Here is a 24,671-nt window from a genome sequence, read left to right as displayed (position 1 = left end):
GTTGCGTCGCGGCATCGGGATGACCTCCCAGCGCACCCGCGAGCGTCTGATCCAGCGCCTGTACGAAGAGGGCCTGTCCAACGCCCAGGTACTGGAAGTGATCCGGCGCACGCCTCGGCACCTGTTTGTCGATGAGGCCCTGGCCCATCGCGCCTACGAAGACACGGCGTTGCCGATTGGGCATAACCAGACCATTTCCCAGCCGTATATGGTTGCGCGCATGAGCGAGCTGCTGCTGGCGGCGGGCCCGTTGGACAAGGTGCTGGAGATCGGCACCGGTTCCGGCTACCAGACTGCCGTGCTGTCGCAGTTGGTAGAGCGCGTGTTCTCGGTGGAGCGCATCAAGGTGCTGCAGGATCGCGCCAAGGAACGCCTGGTGGAACTGAACCTGCGCAACGTGGTGTTCCGCTGGGGCGATGGCTGGGAAGGCTGGCCGGCGCTGGCGCCGTATAACGGCATCATCGTCACCGCGGTCGCCACCGATGTACCGCAGGCGTTGCTCGATCAACTGGCCCCCGGCGGTCGGCTGGTGATCCCGGTGGGTTCCGGCGAAGTGCAACAATTGATGCTCATTATCCGTGAAGACGAAGGTTTTTCCCGGCATGTGCTCGGCGCCGTGCGTTTCGTGCCGTTGCTCAATGGCCCGCTGGCCTGATCATTTATTCGCGAGCAGTGAATTCTGTTGGCAGTGATGTGTCTTACGGCGGGGTCTATAGAGTCAACATGATCGGTCGTTGGTTTTAAACGCGATGAATCTTTCGTTTCAGTCGTGTGCCAGTAAAAAGCCAATGCCCAGTTATACTTACGACATATTTCAAGCCTGATACAGGCATTCATGTTCAGCCACCACAAAGGGAGCGGCGGGTGAGTCTCACAGGTCTTGCGCAGCGTATGAGTAAAACAAGCTTTCAGCGACTGGTGCTTGGCCTTGTCTTGAGTTCCTTATTGGCGGCTTGTTCGAGCACGCCTTCCGGGGGCGCGAGGGTGGTTGATCGCACGAATGCCGCGCCGCAGAAGCCGACCGTGACCACGGGGCAGTATGTGGTGCGCAAGGGCGATACGCTGTTTTCGATTGCCTTCCGCTATGGCTGGGACTACAAGGCGCTCGCCGCGCGCAACAATATTCCGGTGCCCTACACGATACATCCGGGTCAGACGATTCGCTTCGATGGGCGCACCGGTTCAACACCGACATCAGTGGTGACAAACACCACATCTTCGCCCTCGTCCTCGAGCAAAACCACGATCATCACGCGGCCTGCAGGCAGCGCCGCGCCTGCGGTTGCGAGCAAGCCGGCAGCCGCGCCGCTGCCGCCTGCGGGGCCTGCGCCGACCGGCTGGGGATGGCCGTCGAACGGCGTATTGATTGGAAAATTCTCTTCAAACGGTAGTTTGAATAAAGGCATTGATATCGCCGGGGATTTGGGACAGCCTGTTTTAGCTGCATCTGATGGGACAGTGGTGTACGCCGGGAGTGGTTTGCGGGGCTACGGCGAGCTGGTCATCATCAAACACAGCGATACCTACGTCAGTGCTTACGGCCACAACCGTAGGCTGTTGGTTCGGGAGGGGCAGCAGGTCAAAGTCGGACAGACAATTGCCGAAATGGGGTCAACTGGTACAGACCGGGTGAAACTGCACTTTGAGATTCGCCGCCAAGGGAAACCTGTAGATCCTCTGCAATTCCTACCCCGTCGTTGATGTGTTGCCAGCCTGTTCCCTCACGTAGAAGGAACAGGCTCTAGCGTTGCCAAGGATAAAGGCGTCGCTTGAGCTTGAGGTCGAACTCACCAAAGGACTATAACAATGGCTCTCAGTAAAGAAGCGCCGGAGTTTGACATCGACGATGAGGTTCTCCTTACGGAGACCGGCATCGCTATGGAATCGATGTCGAATGAGGGAATGGCTGTACCTTCAGTTCGCACCAAATCCAAGAACTCCACTGCGTTAAAGCAACATAAGTACATTGACTACACGCGGGCGCTCGATGCGACCCAGCTGTACCTCAATGAAATCGGCTTTTCCCCTCTGCTGACTCCCGAAGAAGAAGTCCATTTTGCGCGCTTGTCGCAAAAGGGCGATCCGGCTGGGCGCAAGCGCATGATTGAAAGCAACCTGCGCCTGGTGGTGAAAATCGCCCGACGCTACGTCAATCGCGGGCTGTCACTGTTGGACCTGATCGAGGAGGGCAACCTGGGCTTGATCCGGGCGGTGGAGAAGTTCGACCCCGAACGCGGCTTCCGCTTCTCGACTTATGCCACCTGGTGGATTCGTCAGACCATCGAACGGGCGATCATGAATCAAACCCGCACGATCCGGTTGCCGATCCATGTGGTCAAGGAGCTCAACGTCTACCTGCGGGCGGCGCGTGAGCTGACACAAAAACTCGATCATGAACCCTCTCCTGAAGAAATCGCCAACCTGCTGGAAAAACCGGTGGGCGAGGTCAAGCGCATGCTCGGTCTTAACGAGCGCGTGTCTTCGGTCGACGTCTCGCTGGGCCCGGATTCGGACAAAACCCTGCTGGACACCCTGACGGATGATCGCCCGACAGACCCTTGCGAGCTGTTGCAGGACGATGATCTTTCCCAAAGCATTGACCAGTGGTTGTCGGAGCTTACGGACAAGCAGCGCGAGGTGGTGATTCGCCGCTTCGGCCTGCGCGGTCATGAGAGCAGCACCCTGGAGGATGTAGGCCTGGAGATCGGCTTGACCCGTGAGCGGGTGCGGCAGATCCAGGTAGAAGGGCTCAAGCGCTTGCGTGAGATCCTGGAGAAGAACGGCTTGTCGAGCGAGTCGTTGTTTCAGTAACGACGCAGTCTGAATGTGGGAGGGAGCTTGCTCCCGATGGCAGTGGATCAGTCACTGGATGTATTGACTGACCCACCGCCATCGGGGCAAGCCCCCTCCCGCATTTTTTGTGCATGGCATTCTATTCATGCATGCCCAAATCCAAGGCATAAAAAAACCCCGCTTTTAAGGGCGGGGTTCTTTCGACTGAATCAGTACAAGTTAGATAACTTGAACTTCTTCAGCTTGCATGCCTTTCTGACCGCGGGTAGCGATGAAAGAAACCTGTTGGCCTTCTTTCAGGCTTTTGAAGCCGTCGGATTGGATAGCTTTGAAGTGAACGAACAGGTCGTCACCGGATTGTGGAGTGATGAAGCCGAAGCCTTTTTCATCGTTGAACCACTTAACGGTACCAGTTTGGCGATTAGACATGGTGTATCTCCTTGGACAAAGTTAACTGCGACTCAGGAAAAGCCCTGGCCGAGACTGAGTGCAAAGAGCAGGAAAAATTCTTGGAGATGGTTGGATCGAAATTCAACATATCGTGTAGAGATTCTCAGTGACACAAGCAGCACAGTGGCGCCACCTTAACCCTTTTTCCGGAACGTGCCAATGGTATTTCCGAAGGTTTCTCTAATTTCGTGACTGGCGGTGGTATTTACGTCCGTCGCGCACGCCGATTCGGGTCCCGGCCCCAATGGGCGCGGCTTGTACAAGGCGGGCATTGATCAACACATTCGTCAACAAAAGCCCCACGCCCTTTGAACCCCAACGCCTGCCCCGGTAAGATGCCCAACAGAATTTTTCCACCTCGCTATCAGGACACCCGCCATGAGCATCAAATCGGACAAGTGGATTCGCCGCATGGCGCAAGAGCACGGCATGATCGAACCGTTCGTTGAGCGCCAGATCCGTGGTGACGACGCCGATCGCGTGATTTCGTATGGTGTTTCCAGCTACGGCTACGACGTGCGTTGTGCCGATGAGTTCAAGGTGTTCACCAATATCAACTCGGCGATCGTCGATCCGAAGAACTTCGACGAAAAGAGCTTCGTCGACGTCAAGAGCGACGTGTGCATCATCCCGCCCAACTCCTTCGCCCTGGCGCGCACCGTGGAGTTCTTCCGTATTCCCCGCGACGTGCTGACCATCTGCCTGGGTAAAAGCACTTACGCGCGCTGCGGCATCATCGTCAACGTGACGCCACTTGAGCCTGAGTGGGAAGGTCACGTCACCCTGGAATTCTCCAACACCACCACCCTGCCAGCGAAGATCTACGCCAACGAAGGCGTGGCGCAGATGCTGTTCCTGCAGTCCGATGAGGCCTGTGAAGTGTCCTACAAGGACCGTGCTGGCAAGTACCAGGGCCAGCGCGGCGTCACCTTGCCACGCGCTTGATCGAAAGCTCCTACGCGTAAAGGGAATTAGTCTGCGGAAAGTGACTCTATTGGGTGTACTGCTTCGGTGCGTGCAATGCGCGCCGAGCCACGCTTGAGGAGTACCTTATGAAACTCGACCCGCGAATCAGCGCCGAACTCGCCCGGCTTGAACCCAACCAGATTGGTGTTCTGGCCTGGTCCCTGATGGCCGACCCTGCTTATGCGGGTGGTATCCCCGGTCAACCTGAGCCCGATTCCCCGTACCCTACCGAACCCGACGAACCTGGCGAACCGACCCTTCCGGACGAGCCGCCACCCGCGCCGATGGCCTGATGCCTGCAGATTGGAATGTGGTCAGTCCTTCCGCGGGCTGGCCATCTCTCCTGGCGGCCGATCACAAATATCTGCCGTGTTGCACTCAGTATCCCCAGCAAAGCCCCAAAACGCGGGCAGCGGGCCGCCTGCGCGCTTATCGTGGATTGCCGCGCTCAAGCGCATGGGCCGGCTGGGCGGGCTCTCAGAGCGCTTAGGCGGCGCAGGGGCGTGCGGGAAGATCAGCGAAGGCTTACTTCAGATTGCCACTCAGGAACTGTTGCAGGCGCTCACTCTTCGGGTTGCCCAGCACATCCTCCGGCGTGCCTTGCTCTTCCACCAGGCCCTTGTGCAGGAACAGCACCTGGCTCGACACCTTGCGCGCAAAGCTCATCTCGTGGGTCACCATGATCATGGTGCGGCCTTCCTCGGCCAGGCCCTGGATCACCTTCAGCACTTCGCCCACCAGCTCCGGGTCGAGGGCCGAGGTGGGTTCGTCGAACAGCATCACTTCCGGTTCCATCGCCAGGGCGCGGGCGATGGCCACGCGTTGCTGCTGGCCGCCGGAGAGAAATGCCGGGTATTGATCGGCCACGCGGGCCGGCAGTCCGACTTTGTCCAGGTAGCGACGGGCACGGTCTTCGGCGTCTTTCTTACTGCAGCCCAGCACCCGGCGCGGGGCCATGGTGATGTTTTCCAGCACGCTCATGTGGCTCCACAGGTTGAAGTGCTGGAACACCATCGCCAGGCGTGTGCGCAGGCGCTGCAGCTCGTCATCGTCGGCCACGCGCATGCCGTGGCGGTCGCTGACCATGCGGATCGGCTTGTCATCGAGGGTCATCGCGCCGTCGTTGGGGGTTTCCAGAAAGTTGATGCAGCGCAGGAAGGTGCTCTTGCCCGAGCCGCTGGCGCCGATCAGGCTGATCACGTCACCGGTCTTGGCCTTGAGCGAGACGCCTTTGAGCACTTCATTGTCGCCATAGCTTTTATGCAGGCCTTCAACGGTCAGTTTGTACATGGGGCGTGCATCCTCAAGGCGAAAGTAGGTAGCCGCTGCGGTAGGCCTCTGAACCTGCGACATGGCCGATGACCATCCCCGCAGTGGCCATGCGCCGTAGCGAACGGGCGTAAAGCAGGCCGGCGTTTTGACAATGCACAGGCGTTACGCGGTCAGTAATGGGGTCGATGATTTCGGCGATCAGTTGCCCGGCTTCGAGGTACTCGCCGGGCAAGGCGCTGAACACCAGCAAGCCGCCGACCGGCGTCGCCACCGGTTCGACACCCGCCAGCGGGGTGGCCGGGTAGGGCAGGGCGGGCAGCGGTGCCACGTCGCCGGCAATCGCGCCGAAGTGAATCAGGTAGTCGATGATCGCCTGGCAGTCGAGGCCGGCCAGGCCGTGGTTGACGTCACCCTGGCCGCGCAGCTCGACGGTCACCGAAAAGCTGCCCATGGGGATCGGGAAGCGCTCGCCGAAGCGTTGCTGCAATTGCCACCACACCAGGCTGAAGCACTCATCGAAAGATTGCCCGCCGGAATCGGTGGCCAGCAAGTTGGCCTCCGAGCCGATATAGCGCGCCAACGGCTCCACCTGCGGCCAGGCCTCGGGCGTGGTGTACAGGTGCGCCACGGCTTCGAAATCGCAATGCAGGTCGAGCACCATGTCGGCATCGCAGGCCAGGCGTTGCAGCACCAGGCGCTGGGACTGCAACTGCGTCGCGGCGGTTTGTGCGGCCAGCGCGGTGGAGAGTGCCGTGCGGATCAATTCGACGTTGCGCTGGGGATCATCCCCGAGCAAATCCTTGACCCGATCGCTCACCTCTTCACTGAGGTCGACAAACAGGCGATTGAAGTTCTGCCCGCTTTCCAGCTCATAGCGGCCCAGCGGGATGTCCATCAACACTTGTTCGAGGCCCGCCGGGTTTGCGATCGGCACCAGCACGATCTCGCTGCGCAAGCGCCCGGCGGCGGCCAGTTGCGCCAGGCGCGCCTTGAGGTGCCAGGCCACCAGCATGCCCGGCAATTCATCGGCATGCAGTGACGACTGGATGTAGACCTTGCATTCGGCCAGCTCCGGGCCGAAGTGGAAACTGTGAATCTGCCGTGCCGTGCCAGGCACGGGCGCGATCAGTTCATGAACCTGATGACGCATGAAGGCTCCTTAGTGGCTCGGCCCGAGGAAGGCCAGCCAGCGGCGCTCCGCCAGACGAAACAGACCGACCAGGGCAAAGGTCACGGTCAGGTAGATCAGCGCAGCGATGCCGAACGATTGAAAGGTGAGGAACGTGGCCGAGTTGGCGTCCCGGGCCACTTTGAGAATGTCCGGGATCGTCGCGGTAAACGCCACTGTCGTCGAGTGCAGCATCAAAATCACTTCGTTGCTGTAGTACGGCAATGAACGGCGCAGGGCCGACGGCATGATGACATAGGCGTACAGCTTCCAGCCGCTGAGGCCGTAGGCTTTGGCCGCTTCGACTTCGCCGTGAGCCATGCTGCGGATCGCCCCGGCGAAAATCTCCGTGGTGTAGGCGCAGGTGTTGAGGGCAAACGCCAGGACCGTGCAGTTCATCGCATCGCGAAAGAACGCATCCAGCACCGGTTGGGCGCGCACGGCGGCGATGCTGTAGATGCCGGTGTAACAGATCAGCAATTGGATATAGAGCGGCGTGCCGCGAAACAGGTAGGTGTAGAACTGCACCGGCCAGCGCACCAAGGGATTGCGCGACACCCGGGCGATGGACAGCGGAATCGACACCAGGAAGCCGATCACCAGCGAGGCGCTGAGTAACCACATGGTCATGGCCAGGCCGGTGATGTGCTGGCCGTCGCTGTAAAGGAATGGGCGCCAGTATTCCTGCAAGAGTTCGATCATCGCACGGCCTCCCGCGAGCCTGCCGAATAGCGACGTTCAAGACGGCGCAGGACAAAGTTGGACGCACTGGTGATCAGCAGGTAGATCAGTGCGGCGACCACCAGGAAGTAAAACAGTTGATAGGTGCTCTTGCCGGCATCCTGCGCGGCCTTGACCAGATCCGCGAGGCCGATGATCGACACCAGTGCGGTGGCCTTGAGCATCACCATCCAGTTGTTGCCGATGCCCGGCAGGGCAAAGCGCATCATTTGCGGGAAGGTCACGTAGCGAAACCGCTGCCCGCGCTTGAGGCCGTAAGCCGTGGCGGCTTCCAGTTGGCCACGGGGCACCGCGAGGATCGCGCCGCGAAAGGTTTCGGTGAAGTACGCACCGTAAATAAAGCCCAGGGTGATCACCCCGGCGCTGAATGGGTCGATTTCGATGTATTCCCATTCCATGAAGTCGGTAAGACCGGTCAGCCAGGTTTGCAGGCTGTAGAAAATCAGCAGCATCAGCACCAGGTCGGGCACGCCACGAATCAGCGTGGTGTAGAGCTGGGCGGGAATGCGCAGGAACGGCAGGCTGGACAGTTTGGCGCTGGCGCCGAGCAGGCCCAGCAACACGCTGACGGCCAGGGACAGCACCGACAACTTGATGGTCATCCAGGTGCCTTGCAGCAACAGCGGGCCGAAACCCTTCAAACTGAACGCGCTCAGTCCGAGGGTTTGCAACAGTTCTTCGAACATAAATCAGGACCTATGGCGATAAAACAGCGCCCCTCGCGGGAAGGGGCGCCCCAGGCATTATTTGCCGCTGTACAGGTTCAGATCGCCAAAGTGTTTCTTCTGGATGCTGGCGTAGGTGCCATCATCGTGTAACGCTTTGATACCTTTATCCAAAAGGGCCTTCAGCTCAGTGTTACCTTTTTTGATACCGACCGCGGTTTTCGACGGCAGCAATGGGTCGTCGATGGCCGCGCTGACTTCGTAACCGGCACCGGCCGGCGACTTCAGGAAGCCCAGTTCGGCTTGCAGCATGTCCTGCACGGACGCGTCGAGACGGCCGGAGGTCAGGTCAGCGTAGACCTGGTCCTGGTTGGCATAAGCCTTGGTCGTCACGCCGGCCTTGTCCAGCACGGCCTTGGCGTAGGCTTCCTGGATGGTGCCTTGCTCGTAGCCCACGGTTTTGCCCTTGAGCGACTCAGGCGTGGAGTAGCCGGCGCCCTTCTTGAATACCAGCGAAGTCGGGCCGGAGAACAGCTCGTTGGAGAAGTCGATGGCCTTCATGCGGGCTTCGGTGACGGTCATGGACGAAATCACACCGTCGAATTTGTTGGCTTTGAGGCCTGGAATCATGCCGTCGAAGTCGCTTTCGACCCACTTGCACTTGACCTTCAGCTCAGCGCAGATCGCATTGCCCAGGTCGATGTCGAAGCCCACCAGGCTGCCGTCAGCGGCTTTGGACTCGAACGGTGCGTAGGACGGATCGACACCAAAACGCAATTCCTTGTATTCCTTGGCCAAGGCGGAACCAGCGGCCATGCACAGAGCCAGTGCAGAAAGGGTCAGCAATGCTTTTTTCATTATGTAATCCCTGGAAACCAAGATAAGCGCTTGTGGCGCGTTTAGGACTGTTACTGAACGGTGTCAGACGGATCACAAGTAGCAATTTCTGCACCATAGTTCCGAATGCAGCTCCGAATGATCGTTTTAAAAGGTGGGAAGAGGGAGCTATGAGTATAGGAGGTGCCCGAAAATGGGCATGAAAAATAGGCTGCACTATTTTGGATCGAGCGCAGATTAAAAAAATTGGGAGCAGGCAAGCCTGCTCCCACCTGTTGGTACGGTTATTTGCCGGGCGTGAGGGTCAGCCTGGCTTTCCCATACACCTTGTCAAAGTTCTGCGGCTGCATCGGGAAGCTCAGGTATTGCGCCTTGAGCGACGGATCGATGCCATTGGCATAGTTCGGGCTGACCGGGTTGCCGGACTGGCCGATACCGCCCTGGCCCGTCATCGGTTCTGCCTGGCCGAAGTCGACAATCATGCGCAGTGCCGGCACTTGGGTGGTGTCGAAACTCTCTCCCCAGTTGTACGGCGCCGGGTTCAGGGTGTTGTGGTCGCCGCCGCTGGCCAGCGGGCCGCGGATCACCTGGCCATTGCGGTTCTTCCAGGTGGTGCTGTGCAGTTTGCCCCACTGCCAGGCCTTGTGATCGGTACCCAGTTGGCTGTCGCCGGCAGTGATCGCAGCGGCCAGGCTGCGGGCGAGGATCGTCGGCTTGTCTTCTTTCTGCGCAGTGCGGACATCGTCCCAGAACGGGCTGTCTTCACGGCCCAGCAGGTGGTCGGCCTGGGCGGCGTAGGACAGGCTCGCGTTGCTGACGAAGGCTTTCCAGCTGGCGCTGTTTTGCGGGCCGAGTTCGTCGAGGAAGATCTGTTTGCTGCTTTCCTGCAGGAACAGCTCATACATCGCTGCGTCGGCGGACGTCGGCGCCAGGCGGCCGTCAAACGCCATCAGACGATTCAGCGCTTCACGGGCCTTGGCCTGTTCGGCCGCGGGCAGCGCAGCGATCGCCTGTTTCAGCGGCTGTGCCATGCCCGGCGCCTGGAACATGTTCTTGAGCTTGGCGGCGAACGTGGTGGTCTGGTCGTATTGCATGGCGATCATGCTGCGGCTGTCATGCTTGCCGGCATTGGCCAATTGCGCCAGGCGCTCGCTGCGCTCCGGAGCGTCCCAGGAGTTGGACAGTTGCATGCCATAACCGCGCGGCGCGGTACGTTGGTTGGCGGTGCCGATCCAGCCTTGGGCCGGGTCCTGGTCATAAGGGTGCAGCATCGCGTCGGCGTAACCGTCCCAGTCGAAGCGCGCATCCCAGCCCGGCGAGGGCAGCAGGCCTTCGCCTTCGCGGCGGTTGGGGAAGCGCCCGGTAACCTGCCAGCCGATGTTGCTGGCGTCGGCGAACACCATGTTCAAGGCGATGGCGCGGATTTCCCGGGTCGCATCCGAGGCCTTGGCGGCGTTTTGCGCGCGGGACAGGTCGAAGAACGCATCAAGGCTCTTGTCGTCCTTGAAGTCCGCCGTTTGCAGGGCCAGGCCCAGCCCGCTGGTCAGCGCCTGGCTGCTGTTGAGCAGGGCGCCGTGGCGGGTTTCGTACACCACCTCCCGAATCGAGCGTTGGCCTTTGATGAAAAAGGTCTCGTTGCGCACAGCAGCCGGTAGCCATTTACCGTTGTTCTCGTAGTACAGCGCGCTGCCCTGGCGTTTGACCTTTTCCAGGAACAGGTCCTGGGTGTCGCCCTTGACCGTGCTCATGCTCCACGCCACTTTGCCGTTGAAGCCGGACAACAGGGTCGGCAGGCCGGCGATCGAGGCGCCGACGGCCTGGTATTTCGGTGCGCGGATCTGCACGTAGTTCCATGGCGACGGGGCTTGCGGCTGGGCCGCGAGGTCGTTGGCCAGCAGGCTCTTGCCGCTGCGGCTGCGTTGCGGGCCGATGGCCCAGTTGCTCGAAGTGGTCACCGCCAGTGAGTTGAGGCTGCTCAGTTGCTGGCTGACCGTGTCCAGCCCGGCCAGGCCGGTGATCTGGCTCAGGTTCACGCCCTTGAGCTTGTCGGCTTCGGCCAGGGGGATCGGCTCGTCCGGCGCGCTTGGGGTGAGCCAGGCGAGTTTGTCGACACCGACCTTTTGCGCGAGCACCAGCGACGACAATTCTTCCTGCAGGTTGGCCGACTCGCTGAAATTCAGCAGGCAGAACAACAGCGCCGAATCTTCCGGCTTCCAGTACTCGGGTTTGTAGCCGGTCTGGGCCAGGTCCGGCGGCAGCTTGTCGCGGTAGCGGAACAGGTAGGCGTTGACGCCGCGGGCATACACTTCAAAGAAGCGCTTGAGGCGCGGCGACGAGGCGTTGTAGAGCTCGCCGGCGCTTTTTTTCAGGTTGACCGCACGCATGAAACGGTCGACATCCAGCACCTCGGGGCCGGACATTTCCGCCAGACGGCCCTGGGCCAGCAGGCGCAACGTGAGCATCTGCGTGATGCGGTCGCTGGCATGCACATAGCCGAGGCTGAACAGTGCGTCGTGGAAGGTATTGCTTTCAATCAGCGGCATGCCCTGGGCATTGCGGCGTATCGAAACATTCTGCGCGAGGCCCTTGATCGGCTGGACGCCGGTAACGGGTGGCAGGGTGTCCTGGGTGCTCTGGAGCTGGCAACCGGCCAGGCTTAATGCACTGGCCACTGCCGCGGCAACGCCGAACCGGGGAAGAAAATGTGAAAGGGCTGGCGAGGCCATGGCAAAGCTCCTGCGGGGGGTAGCGTCAGTAAAGGCGCTACGTTAGTGAGCGCGGTGAAACGACGCAAGCAGGAGCTAAAGCTTATTTTCAGTAGCCAGGTTTCAAGCGCCGTGGCACTTCTTGAATTTCTTCTCGCTGCCGCACGGGCATGGATCGTTGCGGCCAACGTCTTTCAGGGCGTTGCGCACCGGCTCCTGGTGAGCGTGGCCGCAGTTCGGGCCGTGGACATGGCCGTGGTCGTGATCATGGTGATCGTGATCGTGGTTGCAGTCAGGACCATGGACATGGGGTTGCTGAGTCATCGATGTCGCTCCGGAATAAAATCGCCGGGGATTATCTCGCCATTGTGGTCCACGCGCACGTCATTACCGATGAATAATCCGGTTTTCAGCTCGCCTTCCAGCCGATAAGGCACGGGCCGGTCGGGGTTTTTCAGCATCTGCACGACGTCACGGATCTGCGGCCAGAGGTTGGTGCGTACCGAGATCTTGAAAAAGGCGTGGCCACGCGGCGGCACGGTGAGCCATTCGTTGGATTCGCCTTCGGTCAGCAGCAAGCGACCCAGGGTGACCTTGTAGATCAGGCCGCGCACCGTGAGGTCGGCGTCGTCGCGGTTATCCACGCGGAAATACAGCTTGAACTTCTGTTCGAGCAACTTGGCCCGCACCACTTCGACCTTCACCAGGGCAACGTGGGGCGGTGGGGCGTCGTCCTCGAACCATGAGGCGCAGCCGCTCAAGCCAAGGGTCAACGCCAGCAACAAGCTGTAAGTGCGGAGCATGGCGCGATCCCTGTGAGGTGGTTAGAGGTAGCTGGAGCAACACTTCTTGAACTTCTGCCCACTCCCGCAGACGCATGCGTCGTTGCGTCCGGCCTTCACTTCCACGGTGGGGTCGATGAAGTACCAGTGTCCCTCATTCTGTACGAAAGAGGACTGTTCGCGGTGGCTATGTTCGCCGGTGCTGTCATGCCAGCGCGCGGTAAATGTCACGAACGCATGTTCCGGCTGGCCGCCGAACACCTCGGAGCTTTCCACTTCCAGGCCGAGCCAGGTGCTCTGGGCGCTCCAGGTGGCGATGGCATCACGGTCCAGGCCGGCCTGCTGCGCAGGCAACGTGGTAGCCACCAGGTAGTCCACCAGGCCCAGTACGTAGGCGCTGTAGCGCGAGCGCATCAGCGCGGTGGCGCACGGCGCCGGGTGGCCGGCGTGATAATGGCCGCAGCACGCGTCCAGCAGGTTGCCGCTGCCGCAGGGGCAAATGGATGTACTCATCGGGTTACCACCAATACTTTCCGAAGTTTTCCGGGTTGGCCCAGAAGCGGGCGTTGAGCCAGTCCGGCACCTGTTTATAGTCAAGCAGATCATAGGTAAACAGCGTCAGTACCTGCTCATCGCGCTGGAAGCGCTCGCCGGCCTGCAGGGCCAGGGAGAAGAAGTCAGTGTCTTTCCAGTCGCAGGCGCCCAGGTCGACCAGCACCGCAATGCGGCTGGCATTGAGGTTGCGGATGCCGCCCAGCAGGGTCAGGCCTTGTGGTTTTGACAGGTGCTCCAGGCAATCGACCACCAGCGCCAGGTCAAAACGCTGCGCCGCGAGGTCCGCCGGCAGCGCGCCAGGCGTCGCGACGGACACCTGAGTCTCAGGGTGCGCCTTTTGAAAGGCCTCCAGCGCCGGGAACTGGCTGGCACCCAACAGCAACAGGCGTTTGGGCTGGTGCAAATCGAGCAAGGCAGCCAGGGCTTGCTGGGGTGTACGGGAAGAAATACCAGCGGTCATCAGAGATCCTCACATCAGGACCCTAGAGACTAGCGCGGCTGAGCGTGCGGGCCTAGAGCGGGTGGTTGCGAAAAGTCCTTCAAGTACGCCCATCCTCAATGAATCCGGGGGTGTGACGTACTGGCGCAGTTGAAAGGAGCGGTCTTTACTCCACCCATCGGCCCCTGCCGATCCCCTCAGGAGAAATCAAATGAGCATCATGCGGACAGCTCTACCCTTGGTTCTGCTCACCGGAGTATTGACAGGTTGTGCAGGTTTGCAAAAAACCGATTGGCCCACCTGCGCCGCCGTGGGCGGCGTGACCGGTGCGGCGATCGGTGCGACGGAAAGCTCAGCCTATGCCGGCTACGGCGCGTTGTTGATCGGCGGCATGGCCGGCGCCTATTGCTGGGTACACGGCGATGGTGACGAAGACGGCGACGGCGTGCCGGACAGCCGCGACAAGTGCCCCGGCACGCCGAAAGGCGTACAGGTCGATGCCAATGGTTGCCCTCCTGCGCCACCCGCGGCGGTGGTTGAAGAGGTGGTTGTGGTCAAGGAAGAAACCATCGTGATTCGCGATGTACACTTCCAGTTCGACTCGGCGAAGCTGACGGCGGCGGATAAAACCGCGCTCGACACCATCGCCACCCGCCTGAAACGCGAAGCCCCGAGCGCCCAGTTGCGGGTCAGCGGGCATACCGACAGCGTCGGCAAGGACGCCTACAACCAGACACTCTCGGAAAAACGCGCACATTCGGTGACGGACTACCTGATCGGCGCCGGTGTGCCTCGCAGTAACTTCGTGTCGGTGACCGGTGCGGGCGAAAGTCATCCGGTGGCTGACAACAAAACCGCTGAAGGCCGTGCCCTGAACCGCCGCGTAGAAATCCAGATCAACCGCTGACAGGCCTTGCCCCTGTGGGATTCCACAGGGGCATCGTTGGCGATCCTCGCTGAAACTGCCGCCTTCTCAAGTTTTTTGATCCTTCACTGGCAAATCGCCTGTAGAAGTCGTTACTGTGCGCCCAAAGAAAAATTTGAAATAACAAATTCCCCATCACTCAGGAGCCCCATGATGCGTAAGGTTTTTCTGTTGGCCCTGTTGGTCAGCCCCGTTGCCCTGGCCCAGAGCGTGAGTGTTGAAACCAACTCGTTGATGCGCTTGCCCAGCAGTACCGGCGTATTGCAGCTGGAACGCCTGGACGTCGCGGACTACGGCACGTTGCTCATCCCGGCCACGATCAGCCAGATCTCGGTGGATGAGTTGCACCTGGGCCGCGAAGCACGCATCGCCATCGCTCCGGGGAGCACCGGGCTGCAATTGCAGGCGCGGCATGCGCAACTGGAACATGGCAGCCAGATCACCTCGCGTGGCGCTCCCGGTACCCACGAAAAACCAGCCAGGGCCGGACGTGACCTGACCTTGCGCATCAATGCCCTGACGGCGCAGGAACTGTCGGTGGATGCCCGTGGTGGCGCTGGCGCCCAAGGTTATGCCGGGCTGGACGGCGCCAACGGCGAAGACCCGGGTTGCACTTGGGGCTCCGCTGGGCGCGGCGCCAACGGTGATAACGGTGGCGACGGGTTGCCTGGCGCGGCGGGTGCGCAGGTGCGGGTCGAACTGCCGCAGGACTTCCCAAGCGACAAGATCAAGGTCTGGGTCGATGGCGGCGCGGGCGGTTTGGCGGGGACGGCGGGCAAGCCTGGGCGTGGTGGGCAATCCAAGGGTTGCCTGGTGTACCGCGCCGATGGTGGCGAGAAAGGCCGGCCAGGGGTGGAAGGGCAGCCGGGGCCGGCCGGGCCTGCGGGAACTGTGACCATTCAGCGACTTTGAGTCGTCCGATCTGACGCCATCGGGAGCACGCCCCCTCCCACATTTGGAATGCATTTCAAATGTGGGAGGGGGTGTGCTCCCGATGGCCGTTTAAGGCCCGTCTCAGAACATCGGCCGCGCCGAAGCAATCGCGACCACCACCAACCCAACGAGCAGGTTAATGCCCACAAGCTTGCGGATCTGCCCCAGTGCAGCCGCACCCGCCGGCCAATCCTCAGCCGCCACCGCTGTGCGCAATTCGGGGAACTTCAACGCCTGGATGCGGATGAACAGCGCCGTCATCACCACATACAAGCCCATCATCACCTGCACGTAACGCGGTGCGGTTTCAAACCCGCTGAAGCGCAGTTGCAACAGGCCGACACCGCTGATCGGCAAAACCAGCACCGCCACCCAAACCCACACGAAAAAACGTTGAAACACATTCGCCCACAGCTTGAGCCGGGCAGGGCCCTCGAGGGCCGCCACAGCGGCCGGGCGCAGGATCATCCAGGCGAAAAACATGCCGCCGACCCAGATCAGGGCGGCCAATACATGCAGGGTGTAAACGAGGCTGAACACGGTCATTGCGGTACTCCGTTCTGCGCGGGATTAATTAGCGGGGTATGATAGCGGTCGATCCGAACCACTGAAAATTTATCCAGCGTTTTTTGCGCCCGACTATCCATGATCAGCACTGAACTCAAAACCACGATCCAGGGCGCCTATTCGCGTTTTCTCGAAGCCAAGAGCTTGAAACCGCGCTACGGCCAACGCCTGATGATCGCCGAAGTGGCCAAGGTCCTCGGGGATATCGACACCGACGACGAAGGCCGGCGCAGCGGTGACCCCGCGGTCGTGGCCGTCGAGGCCGGCACCGGTACCGGCAAGACCGTGGCCTATAGCCTGGCGGCGATTCCCACCGCCAAGGCCGCCGGCAAGCGCCTGGTGATCGCCACCGCCACCGTCGCCCTGCAGGAGCAGATCGTCTACAAAGACCTGCCCGACCTGATGCGCAACAGCGGCCTGAACTTCACCTTCGCCCTGGCCAAGGGCCGTGGCCGCTATATGTGCCTGTCCAAGCTCGACGTGCTGCTGCAGGAAGGCCACGCGCAAACCGCCACGGCCTCCTTGTTCGAAGAAGAAGGCTTCAAGATCGAAGTCGATGAAGTCAGCCAGAAGCTGTTTACCAGCATGATCGAAAAACTGGCCGGGAATAAATGGGACGGCGACCGCGACAGCTGGCCCACCGCCCTGGAAGACGCCGATTGGGCGCGCCTGACCACCGACCACAGCCAATGCACCAACCGTCATTGCCCCAACTTCGGCCAGTGCGCCTTCTATAAAGCGCGCGAAGGCATGGGCAAGGTCGACGTGATCGTCACCAACCACGACATGGTCCTCGCCGACCTGGCCCTGGGCGGCGGCGCCGTGCTGCCGGACCCGCGCGACACGCTCTACGTATTCGACGAAGGCCACCACCTGCCCGACAAGGCCATCGGCCACTTCGCCCATTACACGCGCCTGCGCTCCACCGCCGACTGGCTGGAGGCCACCGCCAAGAACCTCACCAAACTGCTGGCCCAGCACCCGCTGCCCGGCGACCTGGGCAAGCTGATCGAACAGGTGCCGGAACTGGCGCGGGAGATCAAGACCCAGCAGCAGTTCATGTTCAGCGCCTGCGAGCAGGTCGCCGACTTCAAGCCCGGCGAAGACGTCGAGGGCCGCGAGCGCCCGCGCCATCGCTTTGTCGGCGGGCTGATCCCCGAGCACATGCGTGAAATGGGCGTCGAACTGAAGAAGGGTTTTTCGCGCCTGACCGACCTGTTCACCCGCCTGACCGACCTGCTCAAGGAAGGCATGGACGGCGAGGTCAACATCGGCATCGCCAGCAACCAGGCCGAGGAATGGTACCCACTGTTCGGCAGCCTGTTGTCCCGCGCCCAGGGCAACTGGGAGTTGTGGACGGCCTTCACCGTCGAAGACCCGGAAGACAACCCGCCCATGGCCCGTTGGCTGACCCTGTCGGAAAGCGGTGCGCTGTTCGATATCGAGGTCAACGCCAGCCCGATCCTTGCGGCGGAAATGCTGCGGCGCAACCTGTGGAACGTGGCGTATGGCTGCCTGGTCACCTCGGCCACGCTGACCGCCCTGGGCACCTTCGACCGCTTCCGCATGCGCGCCGGCCTGCCGAAAAAAGCCGTCACCGCCGTGGTGCCGAGCCCGTTCCATCACGCTAACGCCGGTGTGCTGCGCGTGCCTGACCTCAAGGCCGACCCTCGGGATGCGCCGGCCCACACCGCCGCGATCATCCGTGACTTGCCGGAGCTGGTCGAAGGTTCACGCGGCACCCTGGTGCTGTTCTCGTCGCGCAAACAGATGCAGGACGTGTTCGACGGCCTCGACCGCGACTGGCGCAAGCAGGTGTTTATCCAGGGCAACCTGTCCAAGCAGGAAACCCTGAACAAGCACAAGGCGCGGGTCGATGGCGGCGATTCCAGCGTGCTGTTCGGCCTGGCGAGCTTTGCCGAAGGCGTGGACTTGCCCGGTGCTTACTGCGAACACGTGGTGATCGCCAAGATCCCGTTCTCGGTGCCGGATGACCCGGTCGAGGCCGCGTTGGCCGAGTGGATCGAGGCCCGTGGCGGCAACCCGTTCATGGAAATCTCGGTGCCGGATGCGTCCCTGAAGCTGGTGCAGGCCTGCGGGCGCTTGCTGCGGACCGAAGAAGACCGGGGCACCATCACCTTGCTGGACCGCCGTCTGGTCACGCAGCGCTATGGCAAGGCCATCCTGAATGCCTTGCCGCCGTTCCGGCGCGAAATTTCTTAAGCCACAGTGGGCAAAATCGCCCACTTCGTGGTCTATCTCACTGCCATCGCATTATGTCATCAGGCCATTTATCGGCCGTTTGGGAGAACCTTGCTCGTATGATTCGCACGCTGCCCGCCCTTTTTGCCCTGCTGTTCGCTGCGCCGCTGCTGGCCGCGCCCGCCGGGCAACAAACGTTGTTCAACTTCGTCCGACCTGCCGATGTGGTCAAAGTGGCGACTCAGGACGCCAGCCTGCCGCAATACAACGCCGAACAAACCCCTGAAGGCGAGGTGCTGCGCCGCATCACCTTCAACCCGGCCGCCGAACCGAGCCTGGTGCTCAGCCCGCAGACCGGCGCCTGGGACTGGTCGCAATCCAGCGCCATCAGCCTGCGTATCCAGAGCGCCATGGACTGGGCGCTGACCCTGTACGTCAAGGTGCAGAGCAATGACGGCAGGACGCTGGTCAGCCGCATCGACCTGCCGGCCGGTCCGGCCCAGACCCTGCTGATCCCGCTGCAAGCCAACTCGCCATTGAGCCAGGGCATGAAGGCCGGCCCGCCGATGCCGATCAGCGTCGACGGCCAGCGCGTGTTACTGGCCAGCAGCGCCGGAGACATCGACCGCAGCCAGGTGGTGTCGGTGACCCTGTCGATGATCAAGCCGAATGTCGCCCAAAGTATTCTGCTGGAACGCTTTGGCGTGCAGGACAGCGAGCCGGTGCTGAAGGCGGCCTACAGCGAACTGGTGGATGCCTATGGCCAGTCCACCCGTGCGCGCTGGCCGGAAAAGGTCAACAGCGACGAGCAACTCAAGGCCGCCGCCACCAAGGAGCAGCAACAGCTCAAGGCTTGGCTGGCCGAGCGGGATAAATCCTCCCTGGACCAGTACGGCGGTTGGAACAAAGGCCCGGCGTTCGACGCCAGCGGCTTTTTCCGCACCGAGAAGCGCGATGGTCGTTGGTATCTGGTGACGCCGGAGGGGCATCCGTTCTATTCCCTGGGCGTCAACACCGTGGCTTCGGATAACAACCAGACCTACGTGGCGGGCCGTGAATGGATGTTCGCGGCGCTGCCCAAGGCTGGGGAACCCTTTGACAAGTACTACGGCAGCGGCGACAACCGCACCGGTAACGGCGCCGGCGAAGGGCGTAGCTTTGGCGCCGGGCGTTGGTACGATTTCTACCGCGCCAACCTGCAGCGCACGTATGACACTGACGGTTTCGACCAGAAGCGCTGGGTCAGCCACACCCTCGACCGCCTGCAGGCCTGGGGTTTCAACACCGTCGGCAACTGGAGCGCTGCGCAACTGGCCAGCGCGGACCGCGTGCCGTACACCTTGCCGCTGTCGATCGTCGGCGATTACGCCAGCATCAGCACCGGCACCGACTGGTGGGGCGGCATGCCCGACCCGTTCGACCCGCGTTTCGCCATGGCCACCGAGCGCGCCGTGGCCATCGCCGCCCGCGATCATCGCGACGATCCTTGGCTGATCGGTTTTTTTGCCGATAACGAACTGGCCTGGGCCGGTCCCGGTGACGATGCAAAATCCCGTTACGCCCTGGCCTACGGCACCCTGCGCATGACCACCGATGTACCGGCCAAGCGTGCATTCCTCAAGCAACTGCGTGACAAATACCGTAACGAAGAAGGCCTGTCGAAAGCCTGGGGCATCCACCTGGCGGGCTGGGAACTGATGGAAGACCCGGGCTTCGAACCGCCGATGCCCAACCCTGAGCACCCGGAAATCGAAGCCGACTTCAAACACTTCCAGAAGACCTTCGCCGATACGTACTTCAAGACCATCTCCGATGCACTCAAATGGCACGCGCCCAACCAGTTGCTGCTGGGCGGGCGTTATGCGGTGAGTACGCCGGAGGCGGTGGCGTCCTGTGCGCAGTATTGCGACGTGTTGAGCTTCAACCTGTACACGCTCAAACCCCAGGACGGCTATGACTTCGCCGCCTTGCGCGCGTTGGACAAGCCGGTGTTGATCACCGAATTCAACTTCGGCTCGGCGGACCGCGGCCCGTTCTGGGGCGGTGTGACCCAGTTGGCCAAGGAAGAAGATCGCGGCGCGGCGTATGCCAACTTCCTCAAGCAGGCCATGGCCGAGCCGTCGATTGTCGGCGTTCACTGGTTCCAGTACCTGGACCAGCCTGTGACCGGGCGTCTGCTGGACGGCGAAAACGGCCACTTCGGTCTGGTCGGCATTACCGATGTGCCGTTCCAGGGCTTTGTCGACAGCGTGCGTCGAAGCAACCTGGCGGCGGTCGACCAACTGGGCAAGGAAGCCGAAAAGGCCAAGGCGGCCCGCGCGGTTCGCGAGCATGAAGGCAGCAAGCCCGGGCATGACGGTAAAGGTGCGGGGCAGGGCGCCGGACACTCCGGTGGGCATGCCGGAAATGGTCATTGATTCAGTGTTGACGGGTTCACAAATCCTACAAGGGCTGGAACAATGTCGGCCACTTTTTACAGCGTTTTCCGAGGGGGCTTAGGTGCAGGTTCAGGGGCATTACGAACTCCAGTTCGAAGCGGTACGTGAAGCGTTCGCCACGTTGTTCGATGACCCGCAGGAACGTGGTGCGGCGCTGTGCATCCAGATCGGCGGGGAAACCGTGGTCGACCTGTGGGCCGGCACCGCCGACAAGGATGGGGCACAGGCTTGGCACAGCGACACCATCGTCAACCTGTTCTCCTGCACCAAGACCTTCACCGCCGTTGCGGCCCTGCAATTGGTGGCCGAAGGCAAGCTGCAACTGGATGCGCCAGTGGCCAACTATTGGCCGGCATTTGCCGCGGCCGGTAAAGAAGCGATCACCTTGCGCCAGTTGCTCTGCCACCAGGCCGGGTTGCCGGCGATCCGCGAGATGCTGCCCACCGAAGCGCTGTACGACTGGTCGTTGATGGTCGACACCTTGGCCGCCGAAGCGCCGTGGTGGACGCCGGGCCAAGGCCACGGCTACGAGGCGATCACCTATGGCTGGCTGGTCGGGGAATTGCTGCGCCGTGCCGACGGGCGTGGGCCGGGCGAGTCCATCGTGGCGCGGGTTGCACGCCCGTTGGGGCTGGATTTTCATGTGGGCCTGGCGGACGAAGAATTTTATCGCGTGGCCCATGTAGCGCGCGGCAAAGGCAACATGGGCGATGACGCCGCGCAACGTTTACTGCAAGTAATGATGCGTGAACCCACGGCCATGACGACGCGGGCATTTGCCAATCCGCCGTCTATTCTGACCAGCACTAATAAACCCGAATGGCGGCGTATGCAGCAGCCAGCGGCAAACGGTCACGGTAATGCGCGTAGCCTGGCGGGTTTTTATAGTGGTTTATTGGACGGTAGTTTGCTGGAAAGCGACATGCTCGAACAATTGACCCGTGAACACAGTATCGGGCCCGATAAAACCTTATTGACCCAAACCCGTTTCGGCCTGGGCTGCATGTTGGATCAACCGCAATTGCCGAATGCGACCTTCGGCCTTGGCCCGCGTGCATTTGGACATCCTGGTGCGGGCGGTTCGCTGGGGTTTGCCGACCCCGAACATGATGTAGCGTTCGGTTTTGTGACTAATACGCTGGGGCCCTACGTACTTATGGACCCACGTGCGCAGAAGTTGGTCAGAATATTGGCCGGTTGTCTGTAAACCCCTTGCTGTTTCACGTTTTTTTGTTACAAATGCAAGTATAAGAAGACGCTGAGCAAAATATTGTAACTTTAATGTTCTGGAAGCGTCTGTTTAACGGGTCATTCAGGCCCTCGGTTTTTTCTCATTTTGTGGATATCTCATGTTATCGAACAAGTCCTTGGCACTGGCGCTGTGCCTATCTATTACTGGCTGCGCACAAACACCACAAAATGATGCCGAAGGCGGGCATTGGTGGTCATTTGGATCTGACAAGGCTGCTACCAAGGACGCAGTGAGCCAAACCGACGCCAAACCGGACGCCAAACCCGCCGCGGGTGCCAAACCTGCCGCACCGGTAGCGGCTGCTGCCAGCGCCAAGCCGGCTGCACCGGTAGCTGCCGCAGCTGGCGCCAAGCCTGCCGCACCGGTAGCCGCCGCTCCTGCGCCAGCCCCGGTGGCCAAAGCGGATACCGGCTCCAGCTGGTGGCCGTTCTCCTCCAAGAGCGCCGACGAAAAGGCCGCCGATGCCAAGGCTGACCTGAAGGCCGACCTCAAGGCCGCCACCCCGGCGCCAGCCGCTGCTCCTGCCGCCCCCGCCGTGGCCAAGACCGACTCCGAGACTCACTGGTGGTGGCCATTCGAAAGCACGTCCAAGCCTAAGCCATTGGCCAAGGTCGACGTGACCAACGTGCCAATGCCCGACCCGAAAATCACCCAGGCCTGGCTGGACGACTATGAGCCGCGCCTGCGCGCCGCGATCAAGGACAGCAACCTGCAACTGGAACGTCGCGACAACGTACTGGTGGTGATTGCCCCGGTAGACGGTTCCTACAACCCGAAACGCCCGGCGATGTTGCTGCCGGTCACCCTGGGCCCGTTCACTCGCGTCGCCAAGGCTGTTGAAGCCGACCCGAAGACCGCCGTACTGGTCCTCGGTCACGTTGATGCCACCGGCGCGGCCCCGGCGAGCCAGGCGCTGACCAAAGAACGCGCGCAATCCATCGCATCGATTTTCAGCCTCAGCGGCCTCAAGCAAGACCGTCTGATGCTGCGTGGCATGGGCGACATGATGCCGCGTGCTGCCAACGACAGCACCCAAGGCCGTGCGCTGAACCGTCGCATGGAAATTATGTTTACTCAGCGTACAACTATGTTGGCCTTGCTGAGCAAGTACAACTCGGGCAAGACTCCGCCTGTGGCTGAAATGGTTGCTGTGCAGGACGTTCCCGCGCCTGCGCCGGTCGCAAAAGCCTCGGCGAAAAAGACGGTCGCGAAAAAATCCGCTGCCAAGCCAGCCGCGAAAAAGGCTCCGGCCAAGGCAGCCGCCAAGAAACCTGCTGCGGCCAAAGCCAAGGCCAAGGCTGCTGCACCGGCTGCGAACGACCAGGCCAAAAACTGATCCGCTGAACCAGAAGGATAAAGTCGCATGACCCAGGTGTTGGCTGATATGCGCCGTGACTACACACGGGATGGTTTGAGCGAGGCCCAGGCCCCGAGCGAGCCGTTTGCCTTGTTCCACCAGTGGTTCGGCGATGCGGTGAAAACCGAGCAGCCGCCGGTGGAGGCCAATGCCATGACCCTGGCCACGGTCGACGAGGACGGTCGCCCGCACTGTCGCATCCTGCTGCTCAAGGGCCTGGATGCGCAGGGCTTTACCTTCTTCACCAACTATGAGAGCGCCAAGGGCGATCAGCTTGCGGCGCGGCCCTTCGCGGCCATGACCTTTTTCTGGCCGACCCTGGAGCGTCAGGTACGCATCGAGGGCCGGGTGGTCAAGGTCACGCCGGAAGAGTCGGATGCCTATTTCCAGGTGCGCCCTTTGGGCAGCCGCCTGGGCGCCTGGGCTTCCCCGCAGAGCAAGGTGATCCGTGATCGCGAAGAATTGCACGACTTGCTCAAGGTCACCGAACAGCGGTTCAGCGACACTCAGCCGCACTGCCCTGAACACTGGGGCGGCTATCGCTTATTGCCCGAGCGCATCGAGTTCTGGCAAGGCCGCGCCAGCCGCCTGCATGACCGCCTGAACTACCGCTTGCACGGGGCCGACTGGACCCGTGAGCGCCTGGCGCCCTGATCGTCGTCTTGCGTCACCCTTTCTGACTGTTGCTCGTCACCCCGAAGCCTCTGTTCAAGAGGCCTCGGGCGTGTACTGCTGCGCCGCATTTTTCAACCAGTCCGGCAGCTCGCGGCGGTTGATCTTCAGGGTGCGGGCTTTTTCCAGTTGTTGCAGCATGAAGGCCCGCTTGTGCAGGTCGTTGCCCGCCAGGGAGAGCGCCAGGTCGCGGTCGATCCAGCGGCGGATGCGCAGGTATAACCAGCCATGGAAATACAAGCCGGCTACGGTCGTGACTATAATGATGAAATAATCCATGAGCGTCCTGTTTACGAGATGAGAGCTACCGTTTGTCGTCTGTTTTGGTGCTGGCACTCTGTACTAGGGCTGAATGAAAGCAATTTTCTGCGGAGCTTGCCGTGACAGGCGTCAAGCGGCCGCGTCTAATGAACACCTGTCCTTTGGAGTTGATGCTATGCGTAAGTCCGTTTTACTAGTTGCCTGCTTTACTACCCTGTCGTTGTTGTTGGGTGGCTGCGCCTCGAGTCTGACCGGCGACTCATACTCCCGTGACGAAGCGCGTCGCGTGCAGACCGTTCGCATGGGGACCATTGAATCCCTGCGTCCGGTGAAAATCGAAGGCACCAAGACCCCAATCGGCGGTGCGGCCGGTGCCGTCATTGGCGGCGTGGGCGGCAGCGCCATCGGTGGCGGCCGTGGCAGTATCGTGACCGCCGTGATCGGCGCCGTCGCCGGCGGCCTGTTGGGTTCGGCCACCGAAGAAGGCCTGACCCGCACCCAGGGCGTGGAAATCACCGTTCGCGAAGACGACGGCAGCATGCGTGCCTACGTGCAGGCCGTGCAGGAGAATGAAATCTTCCGCATCGGTGATCGCGTTCGCATCATGACCGTTGATGGTACCAGCCGCGTGACTCGCTAAGCGTTAAGCCGCGAGCAAAGAAAAACCCCAGCCGGGTGACCGGCTGGGGTT

At 61.3% G+C, this 24,671-nt stretch carries 26 protein-coding genes; 13 read left to right on the top strand and 13 right to left on the bottom strand.

Translation table 11 applies throughout. From position 1 onward, the window contains the following. The first annotated feature begins 19 nt into the window (after window positions 1-19). The 3 genes from C5F70_RS17760 to rpoS all read left to right on the top strand — a co-directional run bounded on the left by C5F70_RS17760 (window position 20) and on the right by rpoS (window position 2,811). Window positions 20-655: a protein-L-isoaspartate(D-aspartate) O-methyltransferase gene (locus C5F70_RS17760; RefSeq protein ID WP_169850588.1), complete on the top strand. Its 636-nt coding sequence runs from the start codon at window positions 20-22 to the stop codon at window positions 653-655. A 209-nt stretch (window positions 656-864) separates the two neighbouring features. Then, window positions 865-1,701 carry a peptidoglycan DD-metalloendopeptidase family protein gene (locus C5F70_RS17755; RefSeq protein ID WP_026139769.1) on the top strand — a complete coding sequence of 279 codons (837 nt, stop codon included), beginning with the start codon at window positions 865-867 and terminating at the stop codon, window positions 1,699-1,701. Between the two features lie 105 nt (window positions 1,702-1,806). Continuing rightward, complete coding sequence (gene rpoS / locus C5F70_RS17750) at window positions 1,807-2,811, top strand: RNA polymerase sigma factor RpoS (RefSeq protein WP_017844767.1); 1,005 nt, start codon at window positions 1,807-1,809, stop codon at window positions 2,809-2,811. Between the two features lie 201 nt (window positions 2,812-3,012). Here rpoS and C5F70_RS17745 read toward each other — a convergent pair whose 3' ends face one another. Then, window positions 3,013-3,222, bottom strand: coding sequence for a cold-shock protein (locus tag C5F70_RS17745; RefSeq protein WP_002554837.1), 210 nt, complete (start codon window positions 3,220-3,222; stop codon window positions 3,013-3,015). Window positions 3,223-3,621: 399 nt separating this feature from the next. On the opposite strand from C5F70_RS17745, the gene dcd reads away from it, so the two are divergent. Beyond that, on the top strand, window positions 3,622-4,188 hold the full coding sequence (gene dcd, locus C5F70_RS17740; protein ID WP_017844768.1) for a dCTP deaminase: 567 nt from the start codon (window positions 3,622-3,624) through the stop codon (window positions 4,186-4,188). Between the two features lie 107 nt (window positions 4,189-4,295). Further along, entirely contained in the window at window positions 4,296-4,502 is a 207-nt protein-coding gene (locus tag C5F70_RS17735) for a hypothetical protein (RefSeq protein WP_017844769.1), read from the top strand. Between the two features lie 232 nt (window positions 4,503-4,734). On the opposite strand, the gene C5F70_RS17730 is transcribed toward C5F70_RS17735, so the two are convergent. The 10 genes from C5F70_RS17730 to C5F70_RS17685 all read right to left on the bottom strand — a co-directional run bounded on the left by C5F70_RS17730 (window position 4,735) and on the right by C5F70_RS17685 (window position 13,394). Continuing rightward, the gene (locus tag C5F70_RS17730; RefSeq protein WP_017844770.1) at window positions 4,735-5,499 is read right to left on the bottom strand and encodes an ABC transporter ATP-binding protein; all 765 of its coding nucleotides are present in this window, start codon (window positions 5,497-5,499) and stop codon (window positions 4,735-4,737) included. Between the two features lie 13 nt (window positions 5,500-5,512). After that, on the bottom strand, window positions 5,513-6,631 hold the full coding sequence (locus tag C5F70_RS17725; protein WP_104903807.1) for a succinylglutamate desuccinylase/aspartoacylase family protein: 1,119 nt from the start codon (window positions 6,629-6,631) through the stop codon (window positions 5,513-5,515). A gap of 9 nt (window positions 6,632-6,640) precedes the next feature. After that, on the bottom strand, window positions 6,641-7,351 hold the full coding sequence (locus C5F70_RS17720) for an ABC transporter permease (RefSeq protein ID WP_017844772.1): 711 nt from the start codon (window positions 7,349-7,351) through the stop codon (window positions 6,641-6,643). Beyond that, entirely contained in the window at window positions 7,348-8,076 is a 729-nt protein-coding gene (locus C5F70_RS17715) for an ABC transporter permease (RefSeq protein WP_017844773.1), read from the bottom strand. The genes C5F70_RS17720 and C5F70_RS17715 overlap by 4 nt, the downstream gene beginning before the upstream one ends. A gap of 57 nt (window positions 8,077-8,133) precedes the next feature. Then, window positions 8,134-8,913, bottom strand: coding sequence for a transporter substrate-binding domain-containing protein (locus tag C5F70_RS17710; protein WP_046384451.1), 780 nt, complete (start codon window positions 8,911-8,913; stop codon window positions 8,134-8,136). A 263-nt stretch (window positions 8,914-9,176) separates the two neighbouring features. Then, window positions 9,177-11,618, bottom strand: coding sequence for a penicillin acylase family protein (locus C5F70_RS17705; protein WP_104903806.1), 2,442 nt, complete (start codon window positions 11,616-11,618; stop codon window positions 9,177-9,179). Window positions 11,619-11,720: 102 nt separating this feature from the next. Then, window positions 11,721-11,921: an SEC-C metal-binding domain-containing protein gene (locus C5F70_RS17700; protein WP_003189235.1), complete on the bottom strand. Its 201-nt coding sequence runs from the start codon at window positions 11,919-11,921 to the stop codon at window positions 11,721-11,723. Further along, a complete protein-coding gene (locus C5F70_RS17695) occupies window positions 11,918-12,400 on the bottom strand; it encodes an LEA type 2 family protein (protein ID WP_046384449.1) in 483 nt (160 codons plus the stop codon). Before C5F70_RS17695 ends, C5F70_RS17700 begins: the two co-directional genes overlap by 4 nt. A gap of 21 nt (window positions 12,401-12,421) precedes the next feature. Continuing rightward, window positions 12,422-12,892 (bottom strand): YchJ family protein, encoded by a 471-nt coding sequence (locus C5F70_RS17690; RefSeq protein WP_017844777.1) that lies wholly within the window; start codon window positions 12,890-12,892, stop codon window positions 12,422-12,424. 4 nt (window positions 12,893-12,896) lie between these two features. Further along, the gene (locus C5F70_RS17685) at window positions 12,897-13,394 is read right to left on the bottom strand and encodes a DUF6231 family protein (RefSeq protein ID WP_017844778.1); all 498 of its coding nucleotides are present in this window, start codon (window positions 13,392-13,394) and stop codon (window positions 12,897-12,899) included. A gap of 190 nt (window positions 13,395-13,584) precedes the next feature. On the opposite strand from C5F70_RS17685, the gene C5F70_RS17680 reads away from it, so the two are divergent. Together C5F70_RS17680 and C5F70_RS17675 are read left to right on the top strand one after the other, a co-directional pair. Beyond that, window positions 13,585-14,280, top strand: coding sequence for an OmpA family protein (locus C5F70_RS17680; RefSeq protein ID WP_026139770.1), 696 nt, complete (start codon window positions 13,585-13,587; stop codon window positions 14,278-14,280). A gap of 171 nt (window positions 14,281-14,451) precedes the next feature. Further along, complete coding sequence (locus C5F70_RS17675; protein WP_017844780.1) at window positions 14,452-15,210, top strand: hypothetical protein; 759 nt, start codon at window positions 14,452-14,454, stop codon at window positions 15,208-15,210. 102 nt (window positions 15,211-15,312) lie between these two features. Here C5F70_RS17675 and C5F70_RS17670 read toward each other — a convergent pair whose 3' ends face one another. Beyond that, window positions 15,313-15,777 (bottom strand): CopD family protein, encoded by a 465-nt coding sequence (locus tag C5F70_RS17670; RefSeq protein ID WP_046490232.1) that lies wholly within the window; start codon window positions 15,775-15,777, stop codon window positions 15,313-15,315. A gap of 99 nt (window positions 15,778-15,876) precedes the next feature. On the opposite strand from C5F70_RS17670, the gene dinG reads away from it, so the two are divergent. The 5 genes from dinG to pdxH all read left to right on the top strand — a co-directional run bounded on the left by dinG (window position 15,877) and on the right by pdxH (window position 23,701). Then, the gene (gene dinG, locus C5F70_RS17665; RefSeq protein ID WP_017844782.1) at window positions 15,877-18,021 is read left to right on the top strand and encodes an ATP-dependent DNA helicase DinG; all 2,145 of its coding nucleotides are present in this window, start codon (window positions 15,877-15,879) and stop codon (window positions 18,019-18,021) included. 98 nt (window positions 18,022-18,119) lie between these two features. Continuing rightward, complete coding sequence (locus C5F70_RS17660) at window positions 18,120-20,417, top strand: beta-galactosidase (RefSeq protein WP_104903805.1); 2,298 nt, start codon at window positions 18,120-18,122, stop codon at window positions 20,415-20,417. 82 nt (window positions 20,418-20,499) lie between these two features. Next, complete coding sequence (locus C5F70_RS17655; RefSeq protein WP_046490235.1) at window positions 20,500-21,645, top strand: serine hydrolase domain-containing protein; 1,146 nt, start codon at window positions 20,500-20,502, stop codon at window positions 21,643-21,645. A gap of 142 nt (window positions 21,646-21,787) precedes the next feature. Continuing rightward, window positions 21,788-23,026: an OmpA family protein gene (locus C5F70_RS17650; RefSeq protein ID WP_104903804.1), complete on the top strand. Its 1,239-nt coding sequence runs from the start codon at window positions 21,788-21,790 to the stop codon at window positions 23,024-23,026. Window positions 23,027-23,053: 27 nt separating this feature from the next. Continuing rightward, entirely contained in the window at window positions 23,054-23,701 is a 648-nt protein-coding gene (gene pdxH, locus C5F70_RS17645; protein WP_017844786.1) for a pyridoxamine 5'-phosphate oxidase, read from the top strand. 54 nt (window positions 23,702-23,755) lie between these two features. Here pdxH and C5F70_RS17640 read toward each other — a convergent pair whose 3' ends face one another. Next, window positions 23,756-23,998, bottom strand: coding sequence for a hypothetical protein (locus C5F70_RS17640; RefSeq protein WP_017844787.1), 243 nt, complete (start codon window positions 23,996-23,998; stop codon window positions 23,756-23,758). A gap of 157 nt (window positions 23,999-24,155) precedes the next feature. Between C5F70_RS17640 and C5F70_RS17635 the strand changes: the two genes are divergently transcribed. After that, the gene (locus C5F70_RS17635; protein ID WP_003189251.1) at window positions 24,156-24,620 is read left to right on the top strand and encodes a glycine zipper 2TM domain-containing protein; all 465 of its coding nucleotides are present in this window, start codon (window positions 24,156-24,158) and stop codon (window positions 24,618-24,620) included. Window positions 24,621-24,671 lie beyond the last annotated feature (51 nt).

The sequence above is a fragment of the Pseudomonas sp. LH1G9 genome (assembly GCF_002949975.1).
GTDB lineage: Bacteria > Pseudomonadota > Gammaproteobacteria > Pseudomonadales > Pseudomonadaceae > Aquipseudomonas > Aquipseudomonas veronii.
This window is presented reverse-complemented; position numbering and strand designations above follow the sequence as displayed.

Excerpts from the sequence above, each read along its gene's own strand:
- C5F70_RS17745 (WP_002554837.1), bottom strand. The coding sequence starts at position 3,222 with ATGTCTAATCGCCAAACTGGTACCGTTAAGTGGTTCAACGATGAAAAA.
- dcd (WP_017844768.1), top strand. The coding sequence starts at position 3,622 with ATGAGCATCAAATCGGACAAGTGGATTCGCCGCATGGCGCAAGAGCAC.
- C5F70_RS17725 (WP_104903807.1), bottom strand. The coding sequence starts at position 6,631 with ATGCGTCATCAGGTTCATGAACTGATCGCGCCCGTGCCTGGCACGGCA.
- C5F70_RS17735 (WP_017844769.1), top strand. The coding sequence starts at position 4,296 with ATGAAACTCGACCCGCGAATCAGCGCCGAACTCGCCCGGCTTGAACCC.
- C5F70_RS17710 (WP_046384451.1), bottom strand. The coding sequence starts at position 8,913 with ATGAAAAAAGCATTGCTGACCCTTTCTGCACTGGCTCTGTGCATGGCC.
- C5F70_RS17670 (WP_046490232.1), bottom strand. The coding sequence starts at position 15,777 with ATGACCGTGTTCAGCCTCGTTTACACCCTGCATGTATTGGCCGCCCTG.
- C5F70_RS17635 (WP_003189251.1), top strand. The coding sequence starts at position 24,156 with ATGCGTAAGTCCGTTTTACTAGTTGCCTGCTTTACTACCCTGTCGTTG.
- C5F70_RS17685 (WP_017844778.1), bottom strand. The coding sequence starts at position 13,394 with ATGACCGCTGGTATTTCTTCCCGTACACCCCAGCAAGCCCTGGCTGCC.
- C5F70_RS17680 (WP_026139770.1), top strand. The coding sequence starts at position 13,585 with ATGAGCATCATGCGGACAGCTCTACCCTTGGTTCTGCTCACCGGAGTA.
- C5F70_RS17730 (WP_017844770.1), bottom strand. The coding sequence starts at position 5,499 with ATGTACAAACTGACCGTTGAAGGCCTGCATAAAAGCTATGGCGACAAT.
- C5F70_RS17705 (WP_104903806.1), bottom strand. The coding sequence starts at position 11,618 with ATGGCCTCGCCAGCCCTTTCACATTTTCTTCCCCGGTTCGGCGTTGCC.
- dinG (WP_017844782.1), top strand. The coding sequence starts at position 15,877 with ATGATCAGCACTGAACTCAAAACCACGATCCAGGGCGCCTATTCGCGT.
- rpoS (WP_017844767.1), top strand. The coding sequence starts at position 1,807 with ATGGCTCTCAGTAAAGAAGCGCCGGAGTTTGACATCGACGATGAGGTT.
- C5F70_RS17650 (WP_104903804.1), top strand. The coding sequence starts at position 21,788 with ATGTTATCGAACAAGTCCTTGGCACTGGCGCTGTGCCTATCTATTACT.
- C5F70_RS17760 (WP_169850588.1), top strand. The coding sequence starts at position 20 with ATGACCTCCCAGCGCACCCGCGAGCGTCTGATCCAGCGCCTGTACGAA.
- C5F70_RS17640 (WP_017844787.1), bottom strand. The coding sequence starts at position 23,998 with ATGGATTATTTCATCATTATAGTCACGACCGTAGCCGGCTTGTATTTC.
- pdxH (WP_017844786.1), top strand. The coding sequence starts at position 23,054 with ATGACCCAGGTGTTGGCTGATATGCGCCGTGACTACACACGGGATGGT.
- C5F70_RS17695 (WP_046384449.1), bottom strand. The coding sequence starts at position 12,400 with ATGCTCCGCACTTACAGCTTGTTGCTGGCGTTGACCCTTGGCTTGAGC.
- C5F70_RS17675 (WP_017844780.1), top strand. The coding sequence starts at position 14,452 with ATGCGTAAGGTTTTTCTGTTGGCCCTGTTGGTCAGCCCCGTTGCCCTG.
- C5F70_RS17720 (WP_017844772.1), bottom strand. The coding sequence starts at position 7,351 with ATGATCGAACTCTTGCAGGAATACTGGCGCCCATTCCTTTACAGCGAC.
- C5F70_RS17660 (WP_104903805.1), top strand. The coding sequence starts at position 18,120 with ATGATTCGCACGCTGCCCGCCCTTTTTGCCCTGCTGTTCGCTGCGCCG.
- C5F70_RS17690 (WP_017844777.1), bottom strand. The coding sequence starts at position 12,892 with ATGAGTACATCCATTTGCCCCTGCGGCAGCGGCAACCTGCTGGACGCG.
- C5F70_RS17715 (WP_017844773.1), bottom strand. The coding sequence starts at position 8,076 with ATGTTCGAAGAACTGTTGCAAACCCTCGGACTGAGCGCGTTCAGTTTG.
- C5F70_RS17700 (WP_003189235.1), bottom strand. The coding sequence starts at position 11,921 with ATGACTCAGCAACCCCATGTCCATGGTCCTGACTGCAACCACGATCAC.